This is a genomic window from Bacillus sp. 7884-1 (assembly GCF_002272245.1).
GTDB lineage: Bacteria > Bacillota > Bacilli > Bacillales > Cytobacillaceae > Neobacillus.
This window is the reverse complement of record NZ_NPDD01000084.1, coordinates 1-722: the sequence shown is the minus strand read 5'-3', so window position 1 is coordinate 722 and position 722 is coordinate 1. Positions and strand designations below refer to the sequence as shown.

The following is a 722-nucleotide window of genomic DNA, read 5'->3' as shown; positions in this document are numbered from 1 at the left end:
TAAAAAACAGCAGAAAATCTGCTGTTTAAGATATCGTTATTACTTCATATTTAGCTGATAACTCAATAAAATCAGCCATGCCGCTAATTTTACCTACAGTTAATTTTTCTTCCACTTTATAATGGTCAACACAGGTTTTGCATGCTAAAATCTTCACACCTTTATCTTCCATTTCTTTCAAGTGAACTGAAACAAAGGAATCTTCAGTCATGGTCAGCACTCCACTGTTCATACAAAATACAGCAGAAGGAAGTTCTTCTCTTTGCTTCATTATGGTGAAATAGGTTTCAAGAATGTTTTCACCTAATTGTTGATCTCCCCGGCCTATTTGATTAGAACTAACTAAAATTATTTTATTTTTCATTTTTTCTTAACGAATACCTAAAGCGATTTTTGCATAGCGGGACATCATTTCCTTGTTCCATGGCGGGTTAAACACGATATTAACCTCGACCTCTTTTACTTCAGGAATATCTGCTAATGCTCTTTTTACTTGGTCAACGATTGTTCCAGCAAGCGGGCAGCCCATTGAAGTTAACGTCATCGTAATCGTTACGTTTCCTTCATCATCCATCTCAGCATCATATACTAAACCTAAATTTACAATATCGACACCTAATTCTGGATCTATTACCAATTCTAATGCACCCATGATATTTTCTTTTAATTCTTCATTCATTTATAAAACACTCCTTTTATTTTAGGCTCTGTTAAACTTGGCA

General features: G+C 34.5%; 2 protein-coding genes. Both read right to left on the bottom strand.

All coding sequences use genetic code 11. The features are described from left to right. Positions 1–25: 25 nt before the first annotated feature. The gene (locus CHI06_RS11030) at positions 26–364 is read right to left on the bottom strand and encodes a DsrE family protein (protein ID WP_095248603.1); all 339 of its coding nucleotides are present in this window, start codon (positions 362–364) and stop codon (positions 26–28) included. A 6-nt stretch (positions 365–370) separates the two neighbouring features. Next, entirely contained in the window at positions 371–679 is a 309-nt protein-coding gene (locus tag CHI06_RS11025; protein WP_095248602.1) for a metal-sulfur cluster assembly factor, read from the bottom strand. Positions 680–722: the final 43 nt, after the last annotated feature.

Coding starts and splice junctions, on each gene's coding strand:
- CHI06_RS11030 (WP_095248603.1), bottom strand. CDS start 364: ATGAAAAATAAAATAATTTTAGTTAGTTCTAATCAAATAGGCCGGGGA.
- CHI06_RS11025 (WP_095248602.1), bottom strand. CDS start 679: ATGAATGAAGAATTAAAAGAAAATATCATGGGTGCATTAGAATTGGTA.